The sequence below is a fragment of the Pseudoalteromonas sp. TB51 genome, assembly GCF_000498055.1.
Classification (GTDB): Bacteria; Pseudomonadota; Gammaproteobacteria; order Enterobacterales; family Alteromonadaceae; genus Pseudoalteromonas; species Pseudoalteromonas atlantica.
Window position 1 is genome coordinate 19,157 of sequence record NZ_AUTO01000042.1, and the last position, 9,572, is coordinate 28,728.

Genomic DNA, 9,572 nt, shown 5'->3' on the forward strand with positions numbered 1-9,572 from the left:
GTTATTTTTCGACTATTTCTTCTATTTTATCTTCATCAATTAAAACTGCGTTTTCGACAATTCGTTTACCACCTTGAATCTCAATACGCTTATTGTGCTTGTTGAGCGTGAGTATCTCATCACAAAACTGATCAGAAGGATGCATTTCATAGGTGTAATCAATAATATTACCGGTTTTATCATCTTTTACATTAGTAATGCTGTATTCCGAAATAGCCCCTTTCTCAATCAAGTCTTTCATTGTTGTGGTCATATCACGGCGTAATGCTTTTAATTTGTTTTCTGTGATATCGTCGCTTGAATAAATAGAGCCGTATTTTTCCATAATAGATAGCAATCTAAAATGATACGTTTTACCAGGCGCGGCATAACGCCAAAGGTGGTATAAACGCAGCATCATCCAACGCGATAAACCACGTTTTAGCTCTTGCGCACTGTTAAAGTAATACCCTTTGTATTCAAGGTTATCAATCATGTTATGAACAAATGCATTTAAACATGCAACACATTTTACGTTGCCACCTTGGCCTTTTTTACCACTAAAATGAAGAGATGATAAAAAGTTCATATTTGACTCATAAAAAGAGTCATCAATATCTGTATTTTTAGTATCAGTAGCCGAGTATTTAAATGAAAGTTTAGAACCTTGAAGTGCTTCTAATGATTCTTTAATTTGTGGGTATGGCATTGATTGGCCAACCGCTTTAAGTTCTTGGGCTAATTCGTTCATCGAAAAAACCACGGCATATTGAATACCGGACTTAAAATTGATTTTTACGATTTTACCTTTCGATGCAAGGCGAATTAATGCGCGCTCAACTTTTTCTTCTCTATCCGATGGCCACACTAAATATTCTACGTCTTCGCCATCTTTACGCGTGCTTACAACGGCCGGTGTAATTTTTATTTCGCCGTCATATAAAATACCATCTACTTTTTCGGATATTTTACGCGTAATAATTGTTTTTTTAGGTGCTTCTTCCAATGGCAATTTTTTATGCCCAGAACGTACAAAACGCCCCCATAAATCATAGTGGTTAAACGTGTTTGAATAAGCACGTAACCCATGAGCGGCATTTTCGATAGAAATTCGCACATCTTTGTTATCTGTAAATAGTGCTAAACTTTCGTTATCTATTGCACTTTCCACCCCGTGTATTTGGCCCCTAAGTGTATCGGGCAAGTTATCTACCGAGATGTTGACCTTTCGGCTCATTGTTCTGATTTCCATTTTTTATTGCGACAGCTAATAACAACACATTAAGCAACAAAAGTTAAATGTTTAAGTTAGTATAAAACTGATCCGAGTATAAATAAACGTAACGGATCATAATTATACTAAGTAGGGAGTGATAAGCTTAATTTCAGATCACTATTTTACTAAGATAAGCTTCTCAAGCTAAATTTTTACTAACTCAATTTATTTTTTGTCCATTAAAAGCGCTATTTTTAAACTTTTTACACGACAAACGTTAGTAAAATAAATACCTGCTGTGGATAACAGTACTTCGAGTTAGCATAGATCTGATCTGTACTTACTACAGATCAGATCTATACCAATTAAACGCCCTGCTCTTCGTAAGCTTAAGTGTATAACTTTCTAATTTACTTGGTAAAAAACTGATCTCACACAGTCATTTTGTACATAACTTATTGAGTAAGTTGTGCATAACTCTAATAATTAAATAAGGCTTAGTAAAAAGCTGATCTGCATGTAGATAAAGATCTGATCTTAACCAAGTATAAAGGTGATCTGCTTTTTTTAACATTATTTATAAATATCATGTAGTTATATGGCCATTATACACCCTTAACCTTTATTACCTTATATATTTAACCACCTTTAAACTTCTTTATTTATACTAAGCAATCTTAAAGGTGTAAAAATATTTTTAAATGTCTTGTTATTAAAATGCATGTCGCCTTAAATAGTTGTTTACAGCTATTTGAATGGACATTATACTAACTGCCTAACTTTGAGGAAGAAAGTATGTCTATCAATAATAACGCGCTAAGTACTTACCGGCTTTTAAAAGCAACAGCCGAAGTTGCTGAAAAATCTTTAAAGGGACGCATACAACACTATCGCGCTCATCTTAAATCAGAAGAAAAAGAATTAAGAACTTACACCCAAAAAGCGGCAGCAGATTTATTAGGGTGTAATAATCGTACCTTAAAACGTCGTCATGACAATGGTGACTTTGATGATTTAAATATTAAGCGTGGTGCAAATGGGCACTATGCGTACACGTTAGTTAATATTTTTGCGATGGCCGATATCATGGATATTCAGCCAGATCACCGCACTGCTAACGATAAACTCCAAGTTATTGTTATTAATTCACTTAAAGGTGGCTGTGGTAAAACAACCAGTATGGTTAATATTGCTGCTGCATTGGCCACGACTAATATCAAACGTTATCGTATTGGTATTATTGATTTAGATCCTCAAGGTTCGTCTTCTAGCTTTTTCCCTTCTAACGATCACGACCCTGTTACGGTAGGCGACTTAATGCGTGATTGTATTGATTTAGACGAAGGCGAAACCTGGCCAGAGTTTGTTTCTAGTGCTTTTGTGACTACGCATATTCCAAATATTCGTGTTTTACCCTCAGGTATGGATGACTTTTACTTTGAACACGAGACCGCAACACTTTTAAAAGACACCTCTAATTACGAACAAACACGTCATTATCATAAGCTTTTAGAAAAGGTTATTGAGCCGGTTAAAGACGAATTCGATATTATTTTAATCGACACAGCTCCTACTCTTAACTTTATGTTTTATAATGCTTTAATGGCCTCTACGGCGATGCTTATTCCGGTTCATCCAGAAGCTGTAGATTTTGATGCTAACAATAAATATCTAAAGCGTTTAGGTGAGATTTACCACACAGTAGCGGCACTTGGTCATGAAGGTTGGGACTTTATGCAGTTTTTAGTGACCAATTACGTTAAGGGTAATCATTCACAGCGCGATATTGTTAAAGATGTACGTAGTGCGTTTGGCCGCCAAGTAATGAGCTACCCAATTAATCACAGCTCGGCAATTACGGCTAGTTCATCGTCTTTTAATACCATATTTGATCAAAAAGCATCGGATAGTTTAGCAAGTCGCGAGTCTTTATTACGCGCGCAAGAAAATATTAAAGATGTTGTGGACGAATTAGAAATGCTTATTCGTTCTAATTGGGAGTCAACCCAATCATCACTTAACAACACTAAGTAAGGATGTTACATAAAAATGGCTACAAAACGTAAAAACGACACCCGCTTAGATCCATTTGCAACTGCCGTAGGCAATAGCAGCCTCGATGCATTACTTGAGCAAGCAAGCGCTGGTGATGTAATAAGAATGCCAGCGCCAAGCGACCCTACACGCGAAATAACCTTAGTGTGTAAAGTTATTGCTCATGCAGATATTGAATCTAGCACCACGGTTTACGGTAAAAATCGCCGTGTACAAGCGCTATTAAACGAAAAGTCGGTTTCTGATATTTTACCTGCAATCAGTGAAGATGGACGTAATCAACACCCTGCTTTACTTTGGGATCAGGGAAATACTAACTTAGTACTTGCCGGTTCACGCCGTCGAAAGGCATGTATTTTAGGTAATGCCGATTATTTAGTTTTAAGCTCTCCTGATTTTACCGATCAAGACGCTAAAATTTTAGCTGTATCTTCAGATCAGTACATAGCCCCAAGCCTTTGGGAGCTAGGGCAAGCTTATCAACAAACTAAAAACGATCTTATTGAGCAAGGTAAAAAAGGCTCTTATCGCGAAATTGCCGCTATTGAAGGTGTATCGCACACCGCAATTGCAGATGCCATTAAAGCGTACGAGCAAATCCCCGCTGATGTAATTTCACTTTACCCAACGGCTAATCACGTAGGCAGAGAAGTCGCTAAAAAGCTTGTTAGTGCAAAGGAGCGCGACGAGCAGGCGTTTAATGCCCTAGTTAGCGAATTACATACAGACGATGAGATTAACGCCATTACAAGCGACGACAAGCGCGCAATGGCAATTACTAAACGTTTAACTACCGAGCCTAGCGCGGTTGCTAAACGTGAAGCTGTATTTGAAAACAACTTTATAAACGTACAACGCAATTTAAAAAGTGGTGACGTATCTATTAAAATAGATAATAAAGTGTTGACTGACAAACGCTTAGAACAACTTACTAAGCTGTTAAGCGCGTTTAATTAGCCCGTATTACTTAGTAAAATAGTGATCTTAAAAGCCTGTTAGGTTAGTTAAATTCTGATCTGATGGGCTTTTTACTTAGTAAAATCCTGATCTTTTTTGCTATTTATAACCCATAAATCCCTCATTTTTGCTCTAAAGATCACATTTTTACTAACTGAATTTAGTTTTTCTTACTATTTGAAGCTGGATCTGAATTTGTTAGTAAAAAACTGATCTGTAAAGCCCCTGCATTATTAATAAATTGTTTGTAACATGTGTGTTTGCTGTTTACCTATTCTAACTTTGGTATATAAAGTGCCATAAAGTACGTATAAACCGATTTTTTACTAACCTAGCAGCTCCAACCAGTTTATATAGCGTTAATATTGCTTTTGCTGTGCGCAGTTAAAGAATATACTGGCAGAATTATTTTAAAAATTTAATACTTAGAGTGACATGTCTGCTAACTTATCAAAAAATGATTTACTGGCTATTTTTGAAGAAATAAAAAATGAGCAGGCAACCTTGTTCCCTCTTTCTGAGCGCTTTATAAAAAAGCTGTTTAGGCCCAACGTGCTCGATAAAGGCAAAGAGTATTATAAAAACGGCCAAATTAGTTGGTTAGAGCACAGCAGTGATTTTGCTGTTATTGATTCAACGGTACAAGGCGACACCGGATCAGCATTTAACCAACGCATTGAGATCAGTAAAGTACCTACTGGTTACTCTGTTGATACGCATTGTACCTGTAATGCTAAAACCAAATGTAGGCACTTAGCCGCTGTATTATTTAAACTTAAAATAGAGCACTCAGGTGAATACGGAGAAGACTACTTTATTAACGATTGGTTTAGTGAACTAACAGCACTTAAAAGTGTTGATGCTAAAGCTCCTTCGCAAGTTCTTTTATTTGTATTAGACATTGAAAACAATAAAGTATTTTTAACGCCAAAAATTGCCAATTACGACAAAAAAAATAATTACACGCTTGGGCGCAATTTAACTGAGCAACAATTAAATAGCTTTGTAACGCCAAACGATTTGCTCGAAAGTGACTTTAGACTCTTTAGTTGGATTCGCTCGCAAAATGCAGTGGGTAATTTAGAGCTAAAAGGTCAATGGGGCTTTAGCGCTCTACAACAATTAATTGCCACCGACCGTTTATTTTTACAACGCTCTCGTGTGGCTATCAAAGCGCAAACTGGGCAATCGCTTAACTTTAATTGGCAGCAGCAAAACGAGTTATCGCAATTAATTATTGAGCTTGAACACAGTAAAAATTGGGCATTGATAAAAACCACGCCGCCCGCTTATTTAGATCTCGATCACTTTAAAGTAGGCCGGATCAGAACACAGCTTAGCGCCGACGAAATAGCACATTTACAATCAATTCCCGCACTTCACGATGCTAATTTTGATCGCATTTATAAACAACTTGCCGACAATTTTGGGGCCGGTGTTATTCCGCATCCGAATAACGAACAAGTCAATGTTAAGCAACTTGGTAATGCTGTTTTAAAAGCCACTATGGATGAGCAAGGGCTTAAAGTTTCGCTATTATTTAAATATAAAAATAAAAATTATTTAGCGGGAACAGCACCCGTGAGTTTAATAAATAGTGCATTTGAAAACACAGTAACAAATGAGTTAGTAAATTTAGGTTTTGAGTTTTGTAAAGGGGGTTTACAAAGTGAGTTTGTATTTAATAAACAATCACCTATACATTTACATTGGCTTGTTTACGAAGTATTCCCTGGCTTTAAAAAGCGTGGCTGGCAGGTAACTCAAACTAAAGTAAATGTAGCCGACCCCCAAGGGCACGTTACACTCGATGTAAACCGTGCTGCAGGTCACCAAATGCATTGTAAAGTGCAATTAAGTGATGCCAAAGCCGCTGTACTTTTTAATACCGATGATGCCACGTATCAATCGTTAAATCGTCAAAGTGAGCTGTTTTATTACTATCCTGTTGGGCGTCAATTTGGTGTTATTAGTAAAGCCGCCATTAATTTACTGACCGAATTTAAACAACGTTTTGAATTTGTTAAAACACGCGATGAATTTAATATCCCGCTTTCTTATTTACCTGAGCTGGTAAAGCATACCGCAGTTACTATAGACCTTCATGATGACTCATTGGAGCGTTATCTTGATGAGTTAAACAACACCGAGCAGGCAATGCCAGTGGTGCCCTTACACGGTTTAAATGACTCGGTAACACTACGTGAATACCAGCAACAAGGCGTTGATTGGCTTAGCTTTTTAAAGCGCCACCAATTAGGCGGCATACTAGCTGATGACATGGGGCTTGGTAAAACGCTGCAAGTTATTGCCTTTTTGGCCAGCAGTTTTAATCGCCCGCAAGCGGGGCCTACTCTTATAGTGTGCCCTACAAGTTTGGTAAGTAATTGGCAAAACGAAATAACCAAATTTGCTAAAAGCCTTAAGGTAACCACTATTTTTGGCTCGCAACGTAATGAGCCTTTACAACATTTAGCGCAAGCGCAGTGTATTTTAACTACTTACCCATTATTAAAGCGTGATATTGCTTACTACTCGCCACTTTACTTTGAAAATATTATTTTAGACGAAGCGCAATATATTAAAAACGATACTGCACAAGTCTCGCGCTTAGTTAAGCGTTTAAATGCCGACTTTAAGTTATGTTTAAGCGGTACGCCTATCGAAAATAATTTGTTTGAGCTTAAGTCGTTACTCGACTTTGCAATGCCTTCATTACTTGGCTCGCAAGCCCACTTTAAACAGCACTTTCAAACACCTATTGAGCGCGAAGCCGACTCAGAGCGAGCTGAGCAACTAAAAGCGCTTATTATGCCGTTTATATTACGCCGCACAAAAGCGCAGGTAGCTCAAGAGCTGCCACAAAAAACAGAGCTGTTAAAAGAGTTTGAGTTTGAACCTAAACAAAAAGATATGTATCAAGGTATTACGCGCGCCTTAGAAGAAAAGCTCATCGACTTATTTGCTGAGCAAGGCGCACAAAAAAGTAAGCTCGCATTTTTAGAAGCGCTACTAAAGCTAAGGCAAATTTGTTGTCATCCAAAATTAATTGAGCCAGAAACACAAGCAGGTTCAGCAAAATTAGAATGGCTAACTACGCATTTACCGTTAATGCTAAGCCTTGGTCGTAAAGTGATTATTTTTAGTCAATTTACCTCTGCGCTCGATTTAATTGCAGAGCGTTTAAACGATATAAATATCAAATTTAGTATGCTAACTGGGCAAACGCGTCATCGCGACAAAGTTATTGACGAATTTACCAGTGGCAAAACCTCGGTGTTTTTAATCAGTTTAAAAGCAGGTGGTACTGGGCTTAACTTAACTCAAGCCGATACCGTTATTCACTTTGATCCATGGTGGAACCCTGCTGTTGAAAAACAAGCCACCGATCGTGCTTATCGTATTGGCCAAACAAATCCAGTGTTTGTTTATAAATTAATTATGAGCAATTCAATAGAGCAAAAGGTATTTAAAATGCAGCAAGATAAGCAAGCGCTTGTTGATGCATTATTTACCGATAAATCAATGAGCTTTACTTCGTTTGATGAGCAGCAAATGTTATCACTTATAAAAAGCTAATTTTTTTACTTAGCATGTGAACTAATTTAACCAAACGGCGTCTATTATATTGCTTGTTGAATAATTGCAGTTATCACAAGCTTCATGTTGATTTCCCTGTTTGGTTACTAAATTTAGTAATGATTGAGCCAGCCCTTTTAGCTGGCTTTTTTTATGCCTGTAATTAACACCTTAAATTGCATTTTTTATAAATTGTTTGAACTAAATTTAAAAACACGCGTCTACTATAATGCTTGTTGAATAATTGCAGTTATCACAAGCTTCATGTTGATTTCCCTTATTGGTTACTAAATTTAGTAATGATTGAGCCAGCCCTTTTAGCTGGCTTTTTTTATGCCTGTATTTAACACCTTAAAATACATTTTTTATAAATTGTTTGAACTAAATTTAAAAGGGCGCGTCTACTATTATGCTTGTTGAATAATTGCAGTTATCACAAGCTTCATGTTGATTTCCCTGATTGGTTACTAAATTTAGTAATGATTGAGCCAGCTCCTTTTAAGCTGGCTTTTTTTATGCCCACATTTTAATTTTTAAATTATTTATATTTTTATGTGAACTTAATTTAGTGTGCGGCGTCTACTATTATGCTTGTTGATTAATTGCAGTTAACACAAGCTTCATGTTGATTTACCCCGTTTAATTACTAATTTTAGTAATGATTGAGCCAGCTCCTTTTAAGCTGGCTTTTTTTATGCCCACATTTTAGTTTTTATAATTATTTATATTTTTATGTGAACTTAATTTAATGAGTGGCGTCTACTATTACGCTTGTTGATTAATTGCAGTTATCACAAGCTTCATGTTGATTTCCCTGATTTGTTACTAAATTTAGTAATGATTGAGCCAGCCCTTTTAGCTGGCTTTTTTTATGCCTTTAGTAAATGTTACGCCCCTACCCCCCACTACCTTTATTCGTTATGATGGCATGTCTCTAAATTTTATAAGTTTATTTTATGTTTACTCAGCTATTAACGCATATAGATTGGTTAAGTGCCAGCGCAGGGCTTGCAACAGGGCTCGTACTATATGGCCTAGTGTCGCTCCCTTCTCGTAATAAATTAAAACAACACATTAGCGAGCAACAGCAACAGTTATCGTTATTACAAAACCAGTACGACAATAAACAGCTGCAATACACAGCCTTATTTGATGAGCACGAGCTGCTCGAGCAATCACATCAAGAGCAACGCGATGAAGCGCAGCATTATAAAACTCGCTTTAGCGAGCAAGAAAAACAAAGTGTTCAATACAACCATTTTTGGCGTAAAGCCGAAGGCGAACTTAGTGCCTTGCGAGAGCAATATAACCAGCGCGATATTGAGCTTAATAATATGCGAACTACGCTTGAGCAAAAGCAGCAAAACTTTACCGAGCAGCTTGCACAAATAGAGCAAAGCAAAAATGTGCTTAAAAAAGAGTTTGAAAACCTAGCTAATAAAATTTTAGAAGAAAAATCGCAAAGCTTTAAAACCCTAAATCAAGAAAGCATTGAGCAACTATTAAAGCCAGTTCAAGGGGAGCTAAAAGGCTTTAGAGATAAAATGGAATCGATTCACGTTGAAGACTTAAAACAACGTGCAGCCCTTAAAACTGAGCTACTGCACTTGCAAGCTAAAAGCCAAGCTATTACCGAGCAAGCCGATAAACTTAGTAATGCCTTACAAGGGCAAAAAAAGACCCAAGGTAATTGGGGTGAACTAATGCTCGAAAACGTACTCGACAGCGCAGGCCTGCGTGCGGGTACCGACTACAAACGCGAAGTATCGTTTAATACCGAAGACGG

General features: G+C 37.1%; 5 protein-coding genes. 4 read left to right on the forward strand and 1 reads right to left on the reverse strand.

The features are described 5' to 3' along the window. Position 1 precedes the first annotated feature (1 nt). Positions 2-1,216: a hypothetical protein gene (locus L650_RS0101240; RefSeq protein WP_029771889.1), complete on the reverse strand. Its 1,215-nt coding sequence runs from the start codon at positions 1,214-1,216 to the stop codon at positions 2-4. A gap of 774 nt (positions 1,217-1,990) precedes the next feature. On the opposite strand from L650_RS0101240, the gene L650_RS0101245 reads away from it, so the two are divergent. The 4 genes from L650_RS0101245 to rmuC form a co-directional block, all read left to right on the forward strand. Then, positions 1,991-3,229 carry an AAA family ATPase gene (locus tag L650_RS0101245; protein WP_004586301.1) on the forward strand — a complete coding sequence of 413 codons (1,239 nt, stop codon included), beginning with the start codon at positions 1,991-1,993 and terminating at the stop codon, positions 3,227-3,229. 15 nt (positions 3,230-3,244) lie between these two features. Continuing rightward, positions 3,245-4,207, forward strand: coding sequence for a hypothetical protein (locus L650_RS0101250; RefSeq protein WP_029771890.1), 963 nt, complete (start codon positions 3,245-3,247; stop codon positions 4,205-4,207). 435 nt (positions 4,208-4,642) lie between these two features. Then, entirely contained in the window at positions 4,643-7,786 is a 3,144-nt protein-coding gene (locus L650_RS0101255; protein ID WP_029771892.1) for a DEAD/DEAH box helicase, read from the forward strand. Between the two features lie 956 nt (positions 7,787-8,742). Next, the coding region (gene rmuC / locus L650_RS0101260) for a DNA recombination protein RmuC (RefSeq protein ID WP_029771893.1) at positions 8,743-9,572 on the forward strand (830 nt) is incomplete at its 3' end.

Excerpts from the sequence above, each read along its gene's own strand:
- L650_RS0101240 (WP_029771889.1), bottom strand. The coding sequence starts at position 1,216 with ATGAGCCGAAAGGTCAACATCTCGGTAGATAACTTGCCCGATACACTT.
- L650_RS0101255 (WP_029771892.1), top strand. The coding sequence starts at position 4,643 with ATGTCTGCTAACTTATCAAAAAATGATTTACTGGCTATTTTTGAAGAA.
- L650_RS0101250 (WP_029771890.1), top strand. The coding sequence starts at position 3,245 with ATGGCTACAAAACGTAAAAACGACACCCGCTTAGATCCATTTGCAACT.
- L650_RS0101245 (WP_004586301.1), top strand. The coding sequence starts at position 1,991 with ATGTCTATCAATAATAACGCGCTAAGTACTTACCGGCTTTTAAAAGCA.